The organism is Xenorhabdus budapestensis (assembly GCF_017743015.1).
Lineage (GTDB): Bacteria > Pseudomonadota > Gammaproteobacteria > Enterobacterales > Enterobacteriaceae > Xenorhabdus > Xenorhabdus budapestensis.
The window spans coordinates 115477-139032 of record NZ_CP072455.1 but is presented as its reverse complement, the minus strand read 5'-3'; the positions used below and the strand labels follow the sequence as shown (position 1 = coordinate 139032).

The window sequence follows — 23556 nt, the reverse complement described above, 5'->3', positions numbered from 1 at the left end:
GGAAATTCGCGTGAAGATTTGTTTGATTTGCGAACAGAGCGCTGATAACAGCGCCTTATCTCAATTAGCTGAACGTTGGGGTCTGATACACGATGAAGATTCCACTATGGCTTTGGTACTGACCCCTGAACGGCTGGAACTGCGCAAGCGCGATGAACCTAAATTGGGCGGGATTTATGTCGACTTCGTTGCCGGTACGATGGCTCATCGCCGCCGATTTGGTGGCGGTCGTGGTGAAGCCGTCGCCAAAGCAGTTGGTATCAAGAAAGACTATTTACCCACAGTGGTTGATGCAACAGCAGGGTTAGGACGTGACGCCTTTGTGCTGGCTGCAACTGGTTGTCATGTCAGAATGCTGGAACGCCATCCTGTCGTCGCGGCTTTATTAGAAGACGGGCTACAGCGTGGATATCAGGATGAAGAGATTGGGGACTGGCTGAAAGAACGCATGACACTGATCCACGCCTCAAGTATTACCGCATTGACGGATATCACTCCACAGCCTGATGTAGTTTATCTTGATCCGATGTATCCGCACCGGCAAAAAAGCGCGCTGGTCAAAAAAGAGATGCGTGTATTCCAGTCGCTGGTGGGTGCAGATGAAGATGCCGATACATTATTGGCACCGGCCCGTGCGTTGGCAAAACGGCGTGTTGTAGTGAAACGACCGGATTACGCAGAGCCATTGGCGGGGGTTAAAGCATCTGCGGCGATTGCTACTAAAAATCACCGTTTTGATATCTATCCTTGTTAATTACGTCACTTAAGTAGGCGTCCTGCCTACTAAAAACAATTATGCAGCCATAGCAGAAAGGCTAATGGCTGCCTTTCCCTTATAACCCAGTTTACGATTTTGTGTATTTACTATTATTTCGTTTTTTATTTGTATACATACTCAATTCTATACTTTGAAAATCATCAAAAATTTCAATGTGATTTCTAATAATGCTCTACAGTGAAAAACGAGATTACAGTTATCTGAGTAAATTTTTATGGTATTAAACCACTGATGATAAATAGGATACCCTTTTTGAAAAACACCAAATGCATGCATAATCACATTTTATTGCGATTAGTGTTATTAAAGGGAGGGCAATAAAAGCCCTAAAAACAAGTCCCTGCCACTTCTGTTACTTTAAAATCTAAAAGCCAATCAGGCAGAGCCAAAACCTGTTGCTGACCACCTCAAAATGTCCATTACCCGCATTTTTGTAGCCCATCGGCCAGAAACGATTGCCGTTGCGGATAGGATATATAATCTAAAAAACAAAGCCTTTACGGGATATGACATACCCAGTACTATCTTGCCTTGATTGTACTTCTGATTCTAAGCCCCATGGCAACATGGGGTTTATTCATCAAAAAATCACTTATTGTTCGCTGATAAGCTCACTGGATTACAATACACCCTGTGCCAGCATTGCATCAGCGACTTTAACAAAGCCAGCGATATTCGCGCCCTGTACGTAGTTGGTCTGTTTGCTTTCTCCACCATATTCTACGCAGGCTTGGTGAATATCGAGCATAATGTGATATAAGCGGATATCCACTTTCTCGGCTTTCCAGCTCAGACGGGCTGCATTCTGCGCCATTTCCAGACCAGAAGTCGCCACGCCTCCCGCATTAGCCGCTTTACCCGGTGCAAACAAAACTCCCGCCTCAAGGAAAGCATCCGTCGCTGCAATCGTTGCTGGCATGTTTGCCCCTTCCGCAACCGCTTTTACGCCGTTCTTAATCAGTAAATTCGCATCTTCCAAATCCAGCTCATTCTGGGTAGCGCAAGGCAAAGCAATATCGACAGGCACCGACCACGGATTTTGACCTTTAAGGAAAGTCAAACCACGCTCTTTGGCATAATCTTCGACACGACCATAATGCTTGTTTTTAATCTCTCCGAGATGAGCCAGCTTTTCTAGAGTGAAACCTTCTTCATCCAGTACAGTACCGCCAGAATCAGATACCGTAACCACTTTAGCGCCCTGCTCCATACATTTTTCGATAGTGTATTGAGCAACATTTCCCGCGCCAGAAACGGATACCCGCATCCCATCCAGATCCATACCATGACGTTTAAGCATGGCATGAGTGAAATAAACCAGGCCATAACCCGTTGCTTCAGGGCGGATCAAACTGCCACCAAAAGAAAGCTCCTTACCAGTGAAAACGCAAGCTGTATTGTTGGATAATTTCTTCATCATCCCCGCCATAAAGGCAACTTCCCGACCACCAACACCAATATCACCGGCCGGTACATCGGTATCAGGTCCCAGATGGCGGTACAATTCTGTCATCAATGCCTGACAAAACCGCATGATTTCACCCTGACTTTTTCCTTTCGGATCGAAATCAGAACCCCCTTTTCCACCCCCCATTGGCAACGTTGTCAGAGCGTTTTTCAACGTCTGCTCAAAACCCAAAAATTTAAGGATTGAGAGATTAACAGAAGGATGAAAACGCATCCCTCCCTTAAATGGCCCAATGGCAGAATTAAACTGCACTCGCCATGCGCGATTCATCTGAACTCTTCCCTGATCATCAACCCAGCTAACGCGGAATTGAATAACTCTTTCCGGTTCAACCAAACGCTCCAGCAAACCTTGCTCACGATATTGCGGATTTCTTTCAAGAAAAGGCCAAAGTGATGTCATCACTTCCCTTACTGCTTGTAAATATTCTGATTGATGTGGATTGTGATACTGGATTGATTCGAGAAATGAGACTAAAGATGATGAAATATTCATTTATAGCTTCCTTTATATCATTCAGATGTGATGCTCCCCCAGCCATTTCCCTTATACCCTTCATCTTGCGAGTTGCCGCTGCGATACAACTCAGAATCTATTGGGTATCTTATTTTTTGTCGAAAATGTGAGGTAACTACGGTTTGCTTTCTGAATATACCACTGTTTTATGATTGAATTTCAATAACTATTTTTATAATTTTTGTTAAAAATAATTCTAACAGTTTCCAAAAAGTATCATTAAAAGAGTCATCATCTTTTCTTAGGCAAAAAAAATCGCCTGCACAAGCAGACGATTTCACAGAATCCAATTTTAACCGAAGATTAATCTTCATCACGTAATGGAATAATCAGCATATCAACATGAACTGTGTTAATAAGCTGACGTGCCGAAGACATTAGCTTGCTCCAAAAATCCTGATGATGACCGCACACAACTAAATCCATATCATATTGCTTGATAGCATCAACAAGAACTTGCCCTAAGTCACCGCTGCCACTCAGTGTTTCCTGAATTTCATAGCTTGAATTGGCAGATAGCTCTTTCAGAGAATTACGGGTTTCATCAGCAATACGCTCTTGCATATCACCAAGATTCACGTCAATTAGACCGGTATAAAGATCAGAGTAGTTAACATCAACATGGATCAAGGAAACTTTGGCATTGTATGGTTTTGCCAATAAAACCGCTTTGTCCACCAAGATCCTGCTTTCTGGAGATAGATCAACTGCAACAAGGATATGTTTGTAAGCCATATAAGTGAACTCCTTCCATAAAATGGATTGGCGACATTAAACGCCGTGATTCTATGCTTATACTATAACTGCTTGAGGTCTCTTTCGAGTGTTGTTGTGATCACAACTTGTTACTTTATTTTTTTAACCATTTGAAAACACAGATATCTGCTTACAACACTATAGTAATATTAAAACCTTATCAGCATCACATTCCTTGTTTTGAACCTATTTTTCACGGTCGTTTGACTTTTCTAATACGCCATTTCCTCCTAAAATTTAATACAGTGATTATTCATATTGCTATCTTTTGAGATGAATTCTTAATCTGGTATTTCATTGCCGCTCTAAGGAGGGGGAAATATGTTCAGTATGGTTGCATTCTTTTGGGCAATTTGCATTATCTGTATTATCAATATATTACGCTACGTCTCTTCGCTCCGCGTATTATTATCTATTTTGCGCCAGGCAGATCCGATGCTATACCAATCTATTGATGGTAATGGTTTTTTTACTGCTAATGGTCAGTTTGGTAAACATATTCGGCTGATACACTACATCAATTCGCAAAGCTATCTCAACCATCACAGTACCGATGTTATCTTTTTCTGCGAAAGGCTACGGAAACAATTTATATTGACGAGTGTGTTATGTGGGATTGTTTTACTGTGTCTGATAGTAATTGCTTGAGAGTAATAGCAACGGCAAAGGAAAGAGAATGTGAAAATGATAAAGTGCAATAAAAAGGGTTGATGAATATAGCTCAACCCTTTTTCCTAAAAACGATTAGATCAGTTGCAGAGCAATCCAGTACAAGCAGCCTGACAATGCAATTGAAATAGGCAACGTCAGTACCCACGCCAGCATGATATTTTTGATAGTCTTACTTTGAACACCACCACCATCAACCAGCATTGTACCTGCTACCGCAGAAGAGAGAACCTGCGTTGTCGATACTGGCATCCCCGTATAACTGGCAACCCCAATCGACACTGCTGCTGTAACCTGAGCTGAAACTCCCTGGGCATATGTCATGCCTTTTTTACCGATTTTCTCACCAATAGTGACAGCAACCCGTTTCCAACCAACCATTGTCCCCAGAGACAGGGCAAGAGCCACAGCGATAATGATCCACATTGGCGCATATTCAACGGTATTCAGCAGATCTTTACGCAATTTATGCAGGAAACGTGCATCTTCCATACTGGTTTCAGGCAGTTTAGCCACTGTTCCCGCAGTATCAGCAATACACATCAGCATACGACGCATATTGTTACGTTGGTCTGGGGTCAACTGATTGAAGTTCTGGATGCTTCCCAACATTGTTTCCGCGTTATTCAGCACCACCAACGCACGTGAACTATCACAGTGGAAAGTCATATCCAGTTGGTCTTCAACCGCGGATACAGCCGGAGTTAGCTCAATCGCATGAGAAAGCGCAGGAGCATGTTGTTCATAATACTGGTGTAAATGAACAACTGCATCATGGGTGCGGGCAATGTCGTAGCTTGTTGAGTTCATATTGACAACAAAGCCAGCAGGCGCGACACCAATCAATACCAACATGATCAGACCGATACCCTTCTGGCCATCATTTGCGCCATGAGAAAAACTCACACCAACAGCAGAAAGGATTAGTGCAGTCCGTGTCCAGAATGGTGGTTTACGTTTACCATCCTGCTTTTCACGTTCAGCTGGAGTCATATGGATACGACGGCGCTTTTTAGTTCCGCTCCAGTAACGGCGCAGTAAAAAGACCATCACTCCTGCAATCACCAAACCAATCAAAGGAGACAGAATCAACGACATAAAAATCTGTATCATCTTCGGAATATTAAGCGCCTCAACAACAGAAGAGCTGGTCACTATCGCATTGGTCAGGCCAATACCGATAATGGAACCAATCAACGTATGAGAGCTGGATGCCGGAATGCCGAAATACCATGTGCCCAGGTTCCAGATAATTGCCGCCAGCAGCATGGAAAAAACCATCGCTAAACCATGGTTTGAGCTGACATTCAGCAGAAGATCTGTAGGTAATAGATGCACAATCGCGTAAGCGACACTTAATCCACCAAGGAGGACCCCAAAAAAGTTAAAAACCCCTGCCATGACAACGGCAAATTGCGAACGCATAGCGCGGGTATAAATAACAGTTGCTACTGCATTTGCGGTATCATGAAACCCATTGATGGCTTCATAGAAAAGCACAAACAACAGAGCAAGTACTAACATAAGGCCGGTATAAAAATCCAGGCCAGTAAACAGATGTAGCATAAACGTTAAGCCAGTTAGTAGGACATGAACGCGGCGCATTATCAGTGACAAACGCTGGCGGGAAAAGAGAAATATGACCTTTTTTTGATTTAATGACAATAAACCGACAGAAATTAATCATTTTCATAATATATATCAATATATTACATAATTTCTATGTTTTGATATTTTTTTGATGAAAAATGACTTGTCACGATAAAAGTTCAAACAAATGCTGATTTTTCTCTGCATTTCGCAGATAGTCCCTCCACAATGAAGTTTATTTCCTGCAAAGTGATCCGGCAAGAAAGTAATTCAGCAAGATAGAGACAACAAACTAATGGAAAAATTTGATGTAGTGATTATTGGTGCTGGCGCGGCTGGCTTGTTTTGTGCTGCACAAGCAGGGCAGGCAGGATTGAACGTTCTGGTGCTGGATAACGGTAAAAAAGCAGGCCGTAAAATTTTGATGTCCGGAGGCGGGCGCTGTAACTTCACCAATATGTATACTGAACCTGCTGCCTATCTTTCTGCCAATCCACATTTTTGTAAGTCAGCACTTGCTCGCTATACACAGTGGGATTTTATTGACTTGGTACAACGTTATAGAATTGCCTATCACGAAAAAACGTTAGGACAGCTTTTTTGTGACGACTCTGCCCAACAAATTGTCGATCTGCTTTTGCAGGAGTGTGAAGCAGGTCAGGTGACAATCCGGCTACGCAGCGAAGTGACACAAATCGAGAAACATGAACAGGAATTTGAGGTTTTCGTATCGGGGAAAAAAGTAAGTACGCACTCACTTGTTGTCGCATCTGGTGGACTATCCATGCCCGGATTGGGAGCTTCTCCTTTAGGTTATCGCATCGCGGAACAGTTCGGTCTTAATATCCTGCCGACCCGTGCGGCATTAGTGCCCTTTACCTTGCATAAACCATTGCTGGAACAACTGCAAACCCTCTCCGGTGTTGCGGTTCCTTCGGTTGTCACCGCGAAAGATGGCACCGTGTTCAGAGAAAATATCCTGTTTACCCATCGCGGACTTTCCGGTCCCGCGATTTTACAGATCTCCAGTTATTGGCAGCCCGGTGAGTACGTGAGTATTAACTTACTTCCTGATACAGACTTAGATATCTTCCTCGATAAGGAGCGAGAATCCCATCCTAACCAAAGTTTGAAAAATACTCTTGCCAAACTGCTACCCAAACGTCTGGTGGAATGTTTGCAGTCTCTTGGTCAACTACCGGAACTCTCTCTGAAACAACTTAACCTGACACAGAAAAAAGAGCTGATCACTACCCTGCAATGTTGGCAAGTACAACCAAATGGTACGGAAGGATATCGTACGGCGGAAGTTACTCTTGGCGGTGTGGACACCAATGAGCTGTCATCGAAAACAATGGGATCCCACAAGGTCAAAGGATTGTATTTTATTGGCGAAGTTGTTGATGTTACCGGCTGGCTTGGCGGGTATAACTTCCAATGGGCATGGAGTTCTGCATGGGCTTGTGCGCAGGCTTTATCATGTATGGAAAGACAATAATGCATTGATAAATATAAAAAATTTAGCGTAATCTATTTCGTTGGATAGAGTCCATCCCAGATGGCGATTTTGCCAATCCGGGACTTGTTCCAGAACCGCGTCTGTGACCTTCGATTCAGCGCCACTGACACATCGGCGTCGTACATTTTATCGGTTTAACGATAAGCGCAAATTGGCGGGTTCTTTACCTTAGTTCTATTTGGGAAGAGATGTCCGGCCATTATAAACATCTTTAGCCGGACAATATCGCCGTCAATAATCGCTTGCTATTCCTGCAATATCACTGACATTACACCGCCTCGGCTTCACAATTCATTGCCAACGCCATACTTAAGGTTTTAGCCAAAATGGTTTTATTTTCACTATCCTCCATCAGGCTAAAGTGGTCGCCCGGTACAGATGTTAGCTGGAGCGAAGAATCAGGCACGACCTGTTTCCAGCCTAACGACGGTTCCATACTCAAGGAGGGTAATGTAGCTTCCGTAACGAAAGGGATCTGCGGATAAGATTCTATCGCATAGAACTGATGGAGTGTTATCGCCAGGGCTTGTGGTTCATATTCTTTAACCATTTGCACATAATTTCCCATCTGTTCCCAACGTTTTGCGATCAAGTCAGGACGCAGGTTGGCCGGGTACAGTTCCAGTTCTTGCGCCGCGGCAATAAATTGCACCAAATTCAGTTTATCGATTCTCTGATGCAATACCGCAATCTCCTCTTCATGTTCCCCGCCCGACTGTTTTGCCAGTTCAGCAAGAAACTGGAGTTTTGGTTGAATGACCTGCTGCTTGAAGCAGTGAGGGGCAGGCGTATCAATCAAACCCAGGAAATCAACGGTCTCACCGGCGTTCAAAAGTTGCTGGGCAATGGCATAAGCCAGTACACCACCAGAAGAGTAACCGTAGATCCGGTATCGGCCTTCCGGTTGAACCGCCTTCATAAAGGTGATCATTTTGGTGGCCAACGCTTCAATAGTCGATACCTGCTCTTCATTGATGGACGGCCAGGGCAAGGCATAAATCGGATAGTCTGACTGAATATGTTGAGCCAATCCAAATACATAGGAGTAATCATCCATGCCACTGGGCACAAAGAATAGCGGTGGTTCCATCCCGGATGGCCGCACAGGTATCGCACTGTTTTGCGGCTGAGGCAGTGGATCTAATGTGATTTTTGCTACCAGTTCAGCCAGCACCGGGAATTGAAATAGGTTATTCAATGTACACATCAAACCACGACCTGCGGCAAGGTTTATCATCCGCATAGCAAGCAGTGAGTGTCCACCCAACGCAAAGAAATTGTCATACCGGCCTATTTGCTCAACCTCCAGCAATTCACGCCAGATAGCAGCCAATGCGATCTCAACCTCCCCCTGTGGCGCTTCATAGGCTTGATGAGCAAAGGCATTCTGATCAGGCTCCGGCAGTGCCCGACGATCTAGCTTACCGTTAGGGGTCAGCGGGAATGCGTCCAGACGTACAAAAGCCGCTGGTATCATGTAGTCGGGCAACCGTGCTCTCAGATGGCTGTACAAACAGGTAACCAATCCATCATCCGCTGGCGCTACCACATAAGCCACCAGACGTTTATCCTGCCCTTCACCCAGAGCCAGTACGATCGCTTCCCGCACCGCCGGGTACTCTGTCAGCCGGGCTTCGATCTCACCCGGTTCAATGCGGAATCCCCGGATTTTAACTTGCTGGTCGTTACGACCAACAAATATCAGGTTACCATCCGACAAGTAGCGGGCCAAATCCCCGGTTCGGTACATCCGTGCATCCGGTGTCTGACTAAACGGATCAGCCAGGAAACGTTCAGCGGTCAGCTCAGGACGGTTGAGATAGCCGCGCGCTACACCGTCACCACCAATATACAATTCTCCTACTGCTCCCACTGGAACCGGCTGACCGCAGGCATCCAGCAGATAAATACAAGTGTTGGCCGTCGGACGTCCGATAGGAATTAATGTATCAATATAATCTACCGGACAACGCCAGGTGGTGGCACATACCGTGATTTCTGTCGGGCCATAAGCATTGAACAGCGTAGCCCGTCCACGCAGAGCCTGGAGTAACGCCGCACTGGGAGCCTCTCCGCCCAGTATCAATGTTGGTCTTATGTTTATCTCCGGTAAATCCGCACCATCCCGCAGCAGAGCGGGTGTCAGGCAGGCATGAGTCACCGCCTGTTCTTTCAGATAATGCCAAAGGCGGAGCGGATCCTGACGAACTGTGTCGGCAGGAATATCCAGAGTGGCACCACCACACAATGCCATCATGATTTCCCAGACGCTGGCATCGAAACCAAATGAGGCGAATTGCAACATCCGGCTATGGGAATGAATATCAAACTGGCTGATTTTATCCCGGATAAGGTTGACCAACCCACGATGTTCAACCATCACCCCTTTCGGCATTCCGGTCGAGCCGGAAGTATAAATCACATAGGCTAGATGCCGTGAAGTTAACGCAGGAATCTGCGGGTTGTTGTCCGACTGGTCAGGCAGGGTATTCGGGTCAAGTACAGTTAATTTCGCCAGCGCTTCTTCACCCAGTGCCGCACGCCCGGTATTATCCGCCAGTACCACCAACGGGGCGGCATCATTCAGCATATAAGCTAAACGATCCCCCGGATAGGCGGGGTCCAGTGGTACGTAGGCGCCCCCCGCTTTCAGTACTGCCAACAGCCCCACTATCCTTGATGGTGAACGCTTCACACAAATCGCCACCCGTTGATCAGGCTGCACACCCAGTTCAATTAATTGATGAGCCAGCCGGTTAGCACAGCCGTTCAGCTCCGCATAACTGAAGGCTTGCTCTTCATATATCAACGCCATGGCATCAGGGTTTTTCCCCACTTGTTGTTCAAACAGTTGATGAATGCACAGTTGGTCAGGATACGCTGTTTCAGTTGCGTTCCAGATTTTCAGCAGCAAATTCTTTTCTGTCTCAGGCAGGATTTCCAGCATCCGCACCGGCGTTTCCGGGGTCTGTTCCAGTGCCTCCACCAAACTTTCCAGTGCCTGTTGCATATAACCAGATACCCGCTCCGGATCAAATGGCTGGACAATTTGCGCGGTTAAACCCAGTGCTTCACCAAAATCTTCCACTGATAGCGTAAACGGATAGTTGGTCCGCTCCTGTGCACCAAGGAATTCAACACCGTCCATGATTTCATTTGAAGCCGTCGGCAATGCGTTGTGTCGGTAGTTCAGCAAGGTACTGAACAGTGGGGTTCCACCATGCACCCCACTGCAACGTTGAGCCAGCGCCAGTGACGCATGTTCATGTGTCAACAATCCCGCCAGCCAGCGATGTGCCACCTGTACACTGTCCTGTACCGGGGTATTATCCATATCCAGTCGTAGCGGCAACGTATTGATAAACAGTCCCATACCATTGTCTGCACCTTCACCGGCTGCCATGCGTCCGAACAATACCGTGCCGAATACCACTTGTTCCTGTCCGCTGGTACGTGACAACACCTGCGCCCAGGCCAGATGACACAAGGCGGCCAGGCTAACGCCCAGACGCCGGGCCTGGCCGCGTAAGCGGTCATTCAGCTCTGCGGTCAACATCCGGTGCGATTCTGTAATTTGCGAGCCATCATGATGAACCTCTGTCAATCCGAACGGCAACGTAGGCTCATCCACCTCAGCCAACATGTCGGTAAAGAAGCGAACATGCTGCTCCTGACTTACCCCCAGCCGGGCCTGCGCCACCAGATTGCGGAAAGGTGTCGGTGCAGGCAGGTTGTTTTCAGGTAGAACGTTTTCCTGTCCGTCAAGATAGGCCTGAACTTCGTTGCTCATCACATCCAACGCGGTATGGTCACCAATCAGATGATGCATCAGTTGCAGTACAATCCAGCGACCATCGGTCTCCGGTGCCACGACAAAGCGCAGCAACGGCGCCTGTCCTAAATCAATACGATGTCGGCGCGGATCAAAATATTGAGCTAACTGGTCACTGACTGGCCCGTCAGCGGGATCCAGTGTCAATTCAGTCACCGACAATCGCACTTGACGGCAAACCACCTGAGCAGGAACAGATAATCCTTCCCAGATAAAAGCGGTACGCAGGATGTCATGGCGGTCAATGACCTGTTGAACCGCAGCCAGATAACGGTCCAACAAAAGCCGATCCGCAAAAGCCATCTGACCAGCCAGCAAATATGGGTCGCCTTCATTTGCCAATAGATGGTGGAACAGAATACCGTCCTGTAACGGCGACAACGCATAGATATCCTGAATATTGGTAATCCCGCCCGGTATTTGTTCGATGATGTGATCAATCTCAGGCTGAGTGAGGTCAATCAACGGTAACATTTCCGGTGTCAACGCCGTCGTTGCTGGTGTAATAACGTTGGCAGGCACACCTTCGCCCTGATTCAGTTTCAAGGTTTGAGCCAGTTCAGACAGTACAGGAGACTGGAACAGGTCACGTACTGCCAGCGTTAAACCCAAGTTACGCAAACGTTCGACCATGCGTACCGCGAGCAATGAATGACCGCCTAATGCAAAAAAGCTGTCATACCGGCTTATCTGCTCGACGCCCAGTAAGTCATGCCAAATAGCGGCGAGTGCGGTTTCCATTTCCCCTTGTGGCGCCGCGTAAGTCTGGCGCACAAAGGCTTCCTTCCCCGGCACCGGTAACGCCCGGCGATCCAGTTTACCGTTAGGGGTCAGCGGGAAGACATCCAGACGGACAAAGGCCGCCGGTATCATGTAGTCAGGCAATGACGCGCTCAGATGTTCACGCAGACGGTTAACCAGTCCGTCATCCGCTTCTGCCGCTACCGTTTCTACCACCACCGTTTCTACCACTACATAGGCAACCAGACGTTTGTCTTGCCCATCACCCAGTGCCAATACCTGTGCTTCACGTACCGCGGCATGTTCTGTCAGCCGAGCTTCAATTTCCCCCGGTTCAATCCGAAAACCACGGATTTTAATCTGCTGGTCATTACGACCAACAAATACCAGATTGCCGTCCGGCAGGTAGCGAACCAAATCCCCGGTGCGATACATCCGGGCATCAGTGTCATCACTAAACGGATCAGCCAAAAAACGTTCTCTGGTCAGTTCAGGACGATTGAGATAACCACGTGCAACACCGGTCCCCCCAATATACAGTTCACCCACTGCTCCCAAAGGCACCGGCTGACTGAGGGCATCCAGCAGATAAATACGGGTGTTAGCCGTCGGACGTCCAATAGGAATGAATCCACCCTGATAGTCTGATGGACAACGCCAGACGGTGGCACAAACGGTGATTTCTGTCGGGCCATAGGCATTGAATACCATTGCCCGGCCACGCAGTGCCTGAAGCAAGGCCACACTGGGAGCCTCACCACCCAGTATTAATGTTGGTTTGATGGTCATCGTCGGTAAATCTGCACCATCGCGCAGCAGGGCCGGAGTCAAACAAGCATGCGTCACCGCTTGCTCTTCCAGATAATGCCAGAGGCGGCGCGGATCCTGACGAACCGCATCGTCAGGAATAACCAGGCTGGCGCCACTGCCTAATGTCATCATAATTTCCCAGACACTGGCATCGAAACCAAATGAAGCAAATTGCAACATCCGGCTATGGGAATGAATGACGAACTGGGCGATTTTATCCCGGATAAGATTGACCAGCCCGCAATGTTCAACCATCACCCCTTTCGGCATACCCGTCGAGCCGGAGGTGTAAATCACATAAGCCAGATGACAGGAGGTCAATACCGCGATTTGTGGGTTATTATCTGGTTGATCGGTATCCGGCTGATCAGGCAGGGTATTCGGGTCAAGTACGGTTAATTTCGCCAGTACTTCTTCACCCAGTGCGGCACGCCCGGTATTATCTGCCAACAAAATAGCCGGTGCAGCATCGGTCAAAATATGAATCAGACGCTCACCCGGATAAGCGGGATCCAGCGGCACGTAGGCACCACCCGCTTTCAATATTGCCAACAGCCCCACGATCCGCGCCGGTGAACTTGCCACGCAAATCGCCACCCGTTGATCCGGCACGACATCCAGCGCAATAAGCTGATGCGCCAGCCAGTTAGCACGGATATTCAATTCCGCATAGCTAATGGATTGGTTTTCATATACCAACGCTATGGCGTCTGGGGCATTCTCTACCTGTTGTTCAAACAGTTGATGAATGCACAGTTGGTCAGGATAAGATATTTCGGGCGCATTCCAGGTTTTCAGCAACAATGCACGCTCCGTTTCCGGCAGAATTTCCAACATCTGTATCGGCGTTTCCGGCGCCTGCTCAAGCACCTCTGCCAGGCTTTCCAGAGCCTGCTGCATATAACCGCATATCCTTTCCGGATCAAAGGGTTGTACTACCTGAGCAGTCAGCCCCAAATTGGAACCACCATCTTCTACCGACAACACAAACGGGTAGTTGGTCCGCTCCTGTGCCCCAAGAAATTCAATTCCACTGATGATTTCATCCGGCGTGACCGGCTGGGTATTATGTCGGTAATTCAACAGCGCATTGAACAGCGGTGTCCCACTGGCTACCCCGCTGCAACGTTGAGCCAGCGCCAGTGATGTATGTTCATGCGCTAATAACCCCGCCAATCGGCTATGGGCGATCTGTACACTCTCCCGTACCGGGGTTTCATCCATATCCAACCGTAACGGCAGGGTATTAATAAACAGTCCCATGCCATTATTGGCGCCTTCGCCAGCCTGCATACGTCCAAACAGTACCGTGCCAAACACCACGTGCTTCTGACCACTGGTACGCGATAACACTTGCGCCCACGCCAAATGACACAGCGCCGCCACACTGACGCCCAAACGCCGGGCCTGATTACGCAGACGGTTATTCAGTGCAGGTGTCAGCATTCTGTGCGATTCCGTTACCTGCGAGCCGTCATGGTGTACTTCCGTCAATCCGAACGGCAACGTCGGCTCATCCACCGCCGCCAGCATATCGGTAAAGAAACGGGTATGTTCTTCCTGACTGATTCCCAGTTGAGCCTGGGCCACCAAAGTACGAAAAGGTATCGGAGCAGGCAAGCTGTCTCCCCGTCCGGTAAGATAGGCCTGCACTTCTCTGTTCATCACTTCCAGCGTGGTATGGTCGCCAATCAGGTGATGCAACAGTTGCAGCAGGATCCAGCGGCCATCGGTATCCTGAGCAATGACAAAGCGCAACAACGGGGCTTTACTCAGGTCAATACGATGCTGGCGTGGATCAAAGCGTTGGGTCAGTTGGTCACTGATCGATCCGTCAGCTGGATTGAGTGCCAATTCTGTGATGAATAAGGGAACTTGACGACAAACCACCTGAGCCGGAGCTGATAATCCCTCCCAGATAAAAGCGGTACGCAGAATATCATGGCGGTCAACCACCTGTTGTACCGCGGCCAGATAACGATCCAGCAAAGACCGATCCACAAAAGCCTGTTGGGTTATCAGCAGATAAGGATCGCCTTCGTTTGCCAACAAATGGTGGAATAGAATGCCATCCTGTAGCGGTGACAGGGCATAGATATCCTGAATGTTGGCAATCCCGCCCGAAATTTGTTCAACGATGTGGTCAATTTCAGGCTGAGTCAGATTAATCAACGGCAACATTTCTGGCGTCAGCGTAATAATATCCGGTGTAATGCAGTTGTCAGGTACTCTGACTTCACAATGTTGAGCCAGAGACTGGGCCAAAACACTAAGTGTCGGATGCTCGAATAGCGTTTGGACCGATACGCCCAGCCCCATACACCGCAAACGTTCAATCATCCGCACAGCAAGCAGCGAATGACCACCCAGTGCAAAGAAACTGTCGTGCCGGCTAATTTGCTCAACCTCCAGCAATTCACTCCAGATAGTGGCGAGTGCGCTCTCAATTTCCCCTTGCGGCGCTTCGTAAACCTGACGGGCAAAAGCATGTTGATCAGGCGCTGGCAACGCCCGATGATCCAATTTACCGTTCGGTGTCAATGGGAATTCATTCAGACGCACAAAAGCTGCCGGAACCATATAATCCGGTAAAATAGCACTCAGATATTCACGCAGACTGGCGGCCAGCCCGTTATCCGCTTCTGCCACTACATCATTTGCCACTAGATTATTTGCTACTACATAGGCAACTAAACGCTTATCCTGACCGTCACCCAACGCCAGTACCAACGCTTCACTCACCGCCGGATATTCGGTCAGGTGCGCCTCGATTTCCCCCGGCTCGATACGGAAACCACGGATTTTAACTTGCTGGTCATTACGACCGACAAACACCAGATTGCCATCCGGCAGGTAACGGGCTAAATCCCCGGTGCGATACATCCGGGCATCGGCGTCATCACTAAACGGATCCGTCAGGAAACGTTCGGCAGTGAGCTCAGGACGATTGAGATAGCCACGGGCCACACCCACACCACCAATATATAACTCACCTACTGCGCCCAGCGGCACTGGTTGACCATGTTTGTCCAACAGATAGACACGTTTGTTAACGGTCGGTCTACCGATGGGAATTAATCCCCCTGTATAATCTGACGGGCAGTTCCAAGCGGTGGCGCAAACGGTGATTTCCGTCGGGCCATAAGCGTTGAACAAATCCACCCGGCTGCACAATGTCTGAAACAAGGCGGTAGCCGGCGCTTCTCCTGCGAACATTAATGTAGGTCTTATGGCTATCTCCGGCAAACCGTCGCCATTGTGGAACATGGCGGGTGTCAAACAAGCGTGCGTCACCGATTGCTCTTCCAGAAAATGCCAGAGACGGTAAGGGTCTTGCCGAATGGTTTCCGTCGGAATAACCAGCATAGCCCCACTGCTCAACGCCATCATGATTTCCCAGACGCTGGCATCGAAGCCAAATGAGGCAAACTGCAATATCCGGCTGGTTACACCAACATCAAACTGGGCAATTTGTTCCAGCGTCAGGTTAACCACACTATGATGTTCAATCATCACCCCCTTCGGTCTGCCGGTAGATCCGGAAGTGTAGATCACATATGCCAGATGCCGTGAGGTGAGATCAGGGACCTGCGGATTATGGTCTGGTTGATCGGTGTCCGGCTGATCTGGCAGGGCATGTGGATCGAGTACAGTTAGCGTCTTCAGTACTTCTTCACCCAGTGCCGCCCGCCCAATATTATCCGCCAGCAAAATAGTTGGCGCAGCATCAGTGAGCAGATAAGCCAGACGTTCACTCGGATAAGCAGGGTCTAATGGCACATAAGCCCCGCCCGCTTTCAACACCGCCAGCAATCCCACTATTCTCTCCAGTGATCGCGTCACACAAATAGCTACCGGTTGGTCTGGTATTACACCTAATGCAATCAGTTGATGTGCTAATCGGTTGGCGCGAGCATTCAATTCAGCATAGTTGAGCGTCTGGTTTTCATACTTTACCGCTATGGCGTCCGGGGTTCTCTCTACCTGTTGTTCAACCAACTGATGAACACACAACTGTTCAGGATATGGCGCTACGATAGCATTCCAGGTTTCCAGCAATAATGTTCGCTCAGTGGATGACAAAATATCCACAATCGTGACTGATTGTTGAGGATGGTTCACCATCGCCCGCAATAGGATTTGCAAATAGCCGACCTGTCTTTCAATCGTTTCAGGGTCGAACAGGGCAGAAGAATAATTCAGTTCCCCAACAACCTCACCCGCCTTCTCCGTCAATTCCAGTTGCAGATCGAATTTAGCGATATCGTATCCCTGTACGACTGGCGTCACCGCTAATCCCGGTAGTTGCCACTCTTCTGTATCACTCTCCTGCCAGGCAAACATCACCTGGAATAACGGGGTATATTCCGGTCTGCGGGGCGGTTGTACGATCTCAACCACCTGCTCGAAAGGCAGATCCTGATGCTCTTGTGCGCCCAGTATCGTCTGCCGCACACGCTGGAGCAGTGTGACCATATCTGGTGTACCGGACAAATCAATGCGCAATGCCAGGGTATTGACAAAGAATCCGATCAACGGCTCTAGCTCCCGCCGGTTGCGGTTAGCGCTCGGTATGCCGATCAACAGATCATCCTGCCCGGACAGACGCGACAATAATGCCGCCCAGGCGGTCAGCAATGTCATAAATAATGTGGTGCCGTGTTGTTGTCCGAGCTGTTTCAGGGCCTGTACTAACGTGGCATCAATCTGCACAGGTATCCGGCCGCCGATAAATGATTGCCGAGATGGACGGGGCCGATCTGTTGGCAATTCCAGCAGTACCGGGGCATCGGCCAGCGTGCGGCTCCAGTAATCACTCTGCGCCTGTAACCCTTCACCAGAGAATACTTTACGCTGCCAAGCGGCATAATCAGGATATTGAATAACCAGCGCGGGCAAGGGATCAGGCTGTTCATTCAAGCAAGCCGAATAAAGGGCGCTCAGTTCTGATTTCAATATCCCTAAAGACCAACCATCAGACACAATGTGATGCTGAGTCAGCAAGAAGACGTAATCCTCATCGGCCCGTTGTATCAGCGCGCAACGGATTAAGGGACCACGGGCAAGATCAAACGGTGTTTCTGTTTCCTGTACGCACAAAAGCTTAAGTTGCTCATCCATTTCAGGCGTGTTACGCAGATCGTATTGCTTCACCGACAGAACAAACTCCGCCGGTAATAGTTCAACCTGAGGCTGACCGTCAGCCATAATAAAGACTGAACGTAGCGCTTCGTGGCGGGCAAACAGACGATTCAGCGCCTGCTGCCAGGCGGTAATATTAAGCTTACCACGCAAGTGCAGTGCCAGCGGAATATGATAGGTATCACTGACACCATCAAACTGCGCCAGGAACCACAAACGCTGTTGAGCGAATGACAACGGTAAAGCATTATCACGGGATACGGGAATAATCTCAGACAATCTATCCCTTCCCTCATTGCGCTGGGCGCTGATCTTCTCCGCAAAGGCCGCGAGTGACGGTGACGTAAATAAGGCACCTAGCGGCAGTTCAACACCGAAAGCGGCGATACGATTCATGACCCGTACCGCCAACAGTGAATGACCACCCAACGCAAAGAAGTTGTCATACCGGCTGATCTGCTCAATGCCTAATAATTCACTCCAGATAGCCGCCAATGTAGTTTCTGTCTCCCCTTGTGGTGCTGCGTAAACCTGACAGGCAAAGGCATTCTGCTCCGGCATCGGCAACGCCCGCCGATCCAGTTTGCCGTTTGGCGTCAGCGGGAAGGCGTCCAGACGCACAAAAGCCGCTGGCACCATATAATCAGGCAAAATAGCACTCAGATGTTCACGCAAACAGGCAGCTAATCCGCTATCTTCTTCCGCCACGACATAGGCAACCAGACGTTTGTCCTGCCCATCACCCAGCGCCAGCACCCACGCTTCGCACACCGCAGGATATTCTGTCAGCCGGGCTTCGATTTCCCCCGGCTCAATCCGGAATCCACGGATTTTAATCTGCTGGTCATTACGGCCAACAAACACCAGATTGCCATCCGGCAAATAACGGGCCAAATCCCCGGTGCGATACATTCTCGCATCAATTGCATCACTAAACGGGTCAGCCAGGAAACGTTCGTCAGTCAGGTCAGGGAGATTAAGATAGCCACGTGCCACACCGACACCACCGATATATAGCTCCCCTACTGCCCCCAATGGCACTGGCTGACCGTAGTCATCCAGCAGATAAACTCGGGTATTCGCCGTCGGACGCCCAATAGGTGCCAACACATCGGTATAGTCCGTATCGATATAGCACGGACAACGCCAGTGAGTGGCACACACGGTAATTTCTGTCGGGCCATAGGCATTGAACAGTGTGGCCTGACGGCTCAATGTCTGGAGTAGCACCGGGCTGGGCGCTTCACCGCCCAGTATCACGGTCGGCTTTATCGTCAGCGCCGGTAAATCAGCCCCATCCCGTAGCAGAGCCGGAGTCAAACAAGCATGCGTCACCGCCTGCTCTTCCAGATAATGCCAGAGGCGGTGCGGATCCTGACGAACCGTGTCGGCCGGAATGACCAAACTGGCTCCACCGGTCAGCGCCATCATGGTTTCCCAGACACTGGCATCGAAACCAAATGAAGCGAACTGCAATACCCGGTTACCGGAATGAATACCAAACTGGACAATTTTATCCCGAATAAGATTGACCAACCCCCGATGTTCAACCATCACCCCTTTGGGCACGCCGGTAGAACCGGAGGTGTAAATCACATAGGCCAGATGACGGGAAGTCAGCGCCGCTATCTGCGGGTTGCTGTCCGGCTGATTAGGCAAGGTGTTCGGATCAAGCCGGGTGTTCGGATCAAGCAAAGTCAGCCCGGCAAGCGCCTCCTCGCCCAACGCTACCCGTCCGGTCTCATCAACCAATATTATTGAGGGGGCCGCATCATTCAGGATATGCGCCAGACGTTCCCCCGGATAAGCCGGGTCCAGCGGCACATAGGCGCCACCGGCTTTCAGTACCGCCAACACCCCCACCACCCGTGCCGGTGAGTTTGCCATGCAGATCGCTACCCGCTGATCCGGCGCGATTCCCAGTGCAATCAATTGATGGGCCAGCCGATTGGCATCGGCATTCAATTCGGCATAGCTCAGGGTTTGTCCTTCATACACCAACGCGGTGGCGTCAGGCGTTTTTTCTACCTGTTGTTCAATCAACTGATGAATGCATAACTGTTCAGGATACGGTGTTTCAGTCGCGTTCCAGCTTTCCAGCAATAATGCACGCTCTGTTTCAGACAAAATGTTCAGTGCCCGTATCGGCATTTCCGGTGCCTGCTCCAGCGCTTCTGCCAGACTTGTCAGCGCCTGTTGCATATAACCGCATACCCGATCCGGCTCAAACGGCTGTACTACCTGCGCAGTCAGTCCCAGAGTAGACCCCCCGTCCTCTACCGACAGCACAAACGGATAGTTGGTTCGCTCCTGCTCACCCAGAAATTCGATACCCGGTACAACTTCATGTGGGATCAGCGGCTGCTCATTATGCCGGTAGTTCAACAGGGCACTAAACAGTGACGTGCCGCCCGCTACCCCACTACAACGTTGAGCCAGCGCCAGTGAAGCATGCTCATAATCCAGCAATCCGGCCAGCCGGGACTGTGCCAGCCGCACACTGTCGTGTACCGGGGTATCATCCAAATCCAGCCGCAGCGGTAAGGTATTGATAAACAGCCCCATGCCGCTGTCAGCCCCTTCCCCCGCCGCCATGCGCCCGAACAGTACCGTGCCAAACACCACTTTATTCTGCCCGCTGGTTCGTGACAGCACCTGTGCCCAGGCCAGATGACACAAGGTTGCCACACTGACGCCCAGACGTTTTGCCTGCTGACGAAGGCGGTCGTTTAACTCCGGCGATAACATCCGGTGCGATTGTGTGACCTGCGAACCATCACGATGCACCTCAGTTAGGCCAAACGGTAGCGTCGGCTCATCCACGTCGGCCAGCATGTTAGTAAAGAAACGGGTATGTTCTGCCTGATCGACATTCAACCGGGCCTGCGCCACCAGATTGCGGAAAGGCGTCGGTACTGGCAAGTTGTCATCCTGTCCGGCAAGACAGACCTGCACTTCACGGTGCATCACTTCCATTGTCGTATGGTCGCCAATCAGGTGATGCTGCAATTGCAGCACATGCCAGCGGCCATCAGTTTCCTGCGCCACTGCTTCTTGTGCTACTACAAAACGTAACAACGGAGCCTGACTCAGATCAAAACGATACTGACGTGGGTCAAAACGGTGAGCCAATTGCTCACCCACTGGCCCGTCAGCCGGGTTCAGGGTCAGTTCAGTGACCGATAAAGGCGCTTGACGCCAGACCACCTGTGCCGGTACAGATAAACCCTGCCAGATAAATGCGGTCCGCAGGATATCATGGCGATCAACCACCTGTTGCACTGCCGCCAGATAGCGATCCAGCAGCGCCCGGTCAGCAAAAACCATCGGATAGGCCAGCAGATAGGGGTCAGCTTCCTTCGCCAGCAGATGATGGAATAAGATACCGTCCTGTAACGGCGACAAAGCATAGATATCCTGAATATTGGTAATTCCGCCCGGCACCTGTTCAACAATGTGGTCAATCTCCGACTGGGTCAGATCAATCAGCGGCAACATTGCCGGCGTCAGCGCGGTGATCGCTGGCGTAATAACATTCGGTGGTATCGCTACAACCTGATGTTGCTCCAATGTCTGGGCCAGTTCTGACAGCACCGGGCACTGGAACAGGTTACGGGCGGCCAGTGTCAATCCCAGATTGCGCAGGCGTTCAATCATCCGTACGCCAAGCAAAGAATGACCGCCCAACGCAAAGAAACTGTCATGTCGGCTAATACGCTCAATACCCAGTAATTCACGCCAAAGGATCGCCAGAATAATCTCCATTTCTCCTAGCGGCGCTTCATAAACCTGACGGGCGAAGGCATCCTCGCCCGGAGTCGGCAACGCCCGGCGATCCAATTTACCATTCGACGTCAATGGAAATTCATCCAGACGCACAAAGGCCACCGGCACCATATAATCCGGCAACCGCGCACTCAGGTGTTCACGCAGGCGGGCGGCCAATCCCTCATTCTCTTGGGTCAACACATAGGCAACCAGTTGTTTGTCCTGCCCCTCCCCTAACGCCAGCACCACAGCTCCACATATCGCCGGATATTCCACCAGTCGGGCTTCAATTTCCCTCGGTTCAATCCGGAAACCGCGGATTTTCACCTGCTGATCATTACGGCCCAGGAATTCCAGATTGCCGTCCGGCAGATAGCGGGCCAAATCTCCGGTTTGGTACATACGCGCATTCGGTTTATTGCTAAATGGATCTGTGAGAAAGCGTTCAGCGGTCAATTCAGGGCGATTGAGATAACCGCAGGCCACGCCGTCACCCCCGATATAAATCTCACCGGTCATCCCCAATGGCACCGGCTGACCGTCAGTATCCAGCAAATAAATTCGGGTGTTGGCAATGGGTCGACCAATAGGAATAGAAGTCGTACCCGATGTTAACGCGTCAATATGGTAGGTCGTGGTAAACGTGGTTCCCTCACTCGGGCCGTAGGCATTCAATAACTGTTGTGGCGGGCTCTTACGCAGCACTTGAGCAATGACATGCGGATCGAGGACATCTCCTCCGACCAGCAATATTTTAAGTTGAGACAGCACTGGGGACAGCTCCACCGCCAGCCGATTAAACAGCCCGACACTCATCCACAGAACCGTAATGCGATGCGCCTGTAACGCCCGGACAAAATCCCGCGGCGTCAGTAACGTGGTATGATCAATAACCACCAGCGCAGCACCATTAAGCAACGGCGCCCAAACTTCAAAGGTGCTGGCATCGAAAGCCGGATTAGCGGCGAAAGCAATCCGGTCATTGGGTTCGATGTCAGCATAGCCATTATTGATAACCAACCGGACAACAGCCCGGTGAGGCACAATGACCCCTTTTGGTATACCAGTCGAACCAGAGGTGTACATGATATACGCTGGCTCGGCGCTGGCACCCAATAAATCAAGATTGCGATGCTCTTCTTCCCGGATCGGTTCTGTCTCACGGGTAAAACGGAGCCGCGGGACAACCAATTCAGCCGGGATCTCCATCTGCATATCAGTCAGCAGTAATTTGGCAGCACAATCATTTATCAACCAGTTTTTCCGTTCATCCGGTACGTTGGGATCGACAGGAACATAAACCGCACCAGCCTTAAGGATAGCCAACTGAGCCACCACCAGTTCAATAGAGCGTTCTAACAGGATCGCTACATGGTCACCCAGACAAATCCCCTGTTCAATCAGTTGACAAGCCAGCCAGTTGGCCCGGGCGTTCAGTTCCGCATAGCTCAGGGTCTGATCCCCGGCGATTAACGCTGCGGCAGCCGGGGTTTTCTCTACTTGTTGTTCAAACAACTGATGAATACATACATGGTTAGGATATGGGATTTCCGTGGCGTTCCAGGTTTCCAACAACCCCATTCTAAGGGTATTTTCCTTGCTGGTAATACTGTCTTTCATTTACTTACTACCTCAACGAATCTATTGGATATTTGAAAATTGTTATTCCCAGAAACCATCACAAATGTTTTTCTTTTATTTTTAGGAGAAATAACAACGGGCACGCCGAGCATCGAAAGATACTCAGGCAATACTTTTTCTCAGGTGCTGGATGTCATAGTCCGGTTAATAACTGCACAACAAAAAATTATGTGGCAATAATTTTCCAGACAATGGAATAAATGGTTAATTTGGTGAACAGGAAGAAAGTATTCCATTTTTTCTTTTTTTTCCTTTTTTAGATAAGCGTCTTTGATCTACCGCAATTTTTATTAATCGACGCTGAATTCCACAACTAAATAAAAATG

6 protein-coding genes and 1 pseudogene are annotated in these 23556 nt (G+C 49.6%); 3 read left to right on the top strand and 4 right to left on the bottom strand.

All coding sequences use genetic code 11. The annotated features are described in order from the left end of the window. Nucleotides 1-10: 10 nt before the first annotated feature. The gene (gene rsmJ / locus HGO23_RS00500) at nucleotides 11-754 is read left to right on the top strand and encodes a 16S rRNA (guanine(1516)-N(2))-methyltransferase RsmJ (RefSeq protein ID WP_099135500.1); all 744 of its coding nucleotides are present in this window, start codon (nucleotides 11-13) and stop codon (nucleotides 752-754) included. A gap of 643 nt (nucleotides 755-1397) precedes the next feature. Here the strand turns inward: rsmJ and gdhA are convergent. Together gdhA and uspA are read right to left on the bottom strand one after the other, a co-directional pair. Next, nucleotides 1398-2741, bottom strand: coding sequence for an NADP-specific glutamate dehydrogenase (gene gdhA / locus HGO23_RS00495; RefSeq protein ID WP_099135450.1), 1344 nt, complete (start codon nucleotides 2739-2741; stop codon nucleotides 1398-1400). Nucleotides 2742-3065: 324 nt separating this feature from the next. Next, the gene (uspA, locus tag HGO23_RS00490; protein WP_099135451.1) at nucleotides 3066-3497 is read right to left on the bottom strand and encodes a universal stress protein UspA; all 432 of its coding nucleotides are present in this window, start codon (nucleotides 3495-3497) and stop codon (nucleotides 3066-3068) included. Between the two features lie 342 nt (nucleotides 3498-3839). Between uspA and uspB the strand changes: the two genes are divergently transcribed. Further along, the gene (uspB, locus tag HGO23_RS00485; RefSeq protein WP_209027595.1) at nucleotides 3840-4166 is read left to right on the top strand and encodes a universal stress protein UspB; all 327 of its coding nucleotides are present in this window, start codon (nucleotides 3840-3842) and stop codon (nucleotides 4164-4166) included. A gap of 96 nt (nucleotides 4167-4262) precedes the next feature. On the opposite strand, the gene pitA is transcribed toward uspB, so the two are convergent. Then, nucleotides 4263-5753, bottom strand: a complete 1491-nt coding sequence (pitA, locus tag HGO23_RS00480) for an inorganic phosphate transporter PitA (RefSeq protein WP_099135453.1) — start codon at nucleotides 5751-5753, stop codon at nucleotides 4263-4265. A gap of 319 nt (nucleotides 5754-6072) precedes the next feature. On the opposite strand from pitA, the gene HGO23_RS00475 reads away from it, so the two are divergent. Then, nucleotides 6073-7275: a BaiN/RdsA family NAD(P)/FAD-dependent oxidoreductase gene (locus HGO23_RS00475; protein WP_099135454.1), complete on the top strand. Its 1203-nt coding sequence runs from the start codon at nucleotides 6073-6075 to the stop codon at nucleotides 7273-7275. A 289-nt stretch (nucleotides 7276-7564) separates the two neighbouring features. Here the strand turns inward: HGO23_RS00475 and HGO23_RS00470 are convergent. Continuing rightward, nucleotides 7565-23185 (bottom strand): annotated as a pseudogene (locus tag HGO23_RS00470) (amino acid adenylation domain-containing protein); the annotation flags it as partial. Nucleotides 23186-23556: the final 371 nt, after the last annotated feature.

What these genes read in the sequence shown, in the direction of transcription:
- uspA (WP_099135451.1), bottom strand. Translation starts at nt 3,497, where the DNA reads ATGGCTTACAAACATATCCTTGTTGCAGTTGATCTATCTCCAGAAAGC.
- uspB (WP_209027595.1), top strand. Translation starts at nt 3,840, where the DNA reads ATGTTCAGTATGGTTGCATTCTTTTGGGCAATTTGCATTATCTGTATT.
- HGO23_RS00475 (WP_099135454.1), top strand. Translation starts at nt 6,073, where the DNA reads ATGGAAAAATTTGATGTAGTGATTATTGGTGCTGGCGCGGCTGGCTTG.
- pitA (WP_099135453.1), bottom strand. Translation starts at nt 5,753, where the DNA reads ATGCTACATCTGTTTACTGGCCTGGATTTTTATACCGGCCTTATGTTA.
- gdhA (WP_099135450.1), bottom strand. Translation starts at nt 2,741, where the DNA reads ATGAATATTTCATCATCTTTAGTCTCATTTCTCGAATCAATCCAGTAT.